The organism is Staphylococcus pasteuri, from assembly GCF_030547725.1.
GTDB lineage: Bacteria > Bacillota > Bacilli > Staphylococcales > Staphylococcaceae > Staphylococcus > Staphylococcus pasteuri.
Map to the genome: position 1 here is coordinate 1 of NZ_JAUOQO010000772.1, position 244 is coordinate 244.

A 244-nucleotide genomic window follows, 5' to 3' on the forward strand; every position below is an offset into this window, starting at 1 on the left:
GGGTTACACCACCATTTCTTACATTCAGTTTGCTTTGGTGGCCGTGCTTTTACTGGCACTCCCTTTATGGAAAAAAGCCGCCAGTGAAGCATTAAGAGCTGGTGGCGAGCCGCAAGCTTTAATCAGCAATAGCAGTGCCTTAAAGATTAAAGGTGTGAAACTACAGCTACTCACTTTTTTCTGTTATTGCTCTTTAGAGGCGGGTACCGGTTTGTGGGCGGCCAGTTACCTAATTACCGAAAAG

1 pseudogene is annotated in these 244 nt (G+C 45.9%); it reads left to right on the plus strand.

From position 1 onward, the window contains the following. A pseudogene (locus Q4528_RS15455) lies at positions 1–244 on the plus strand (MFS transporter); the annotation flags it as partial.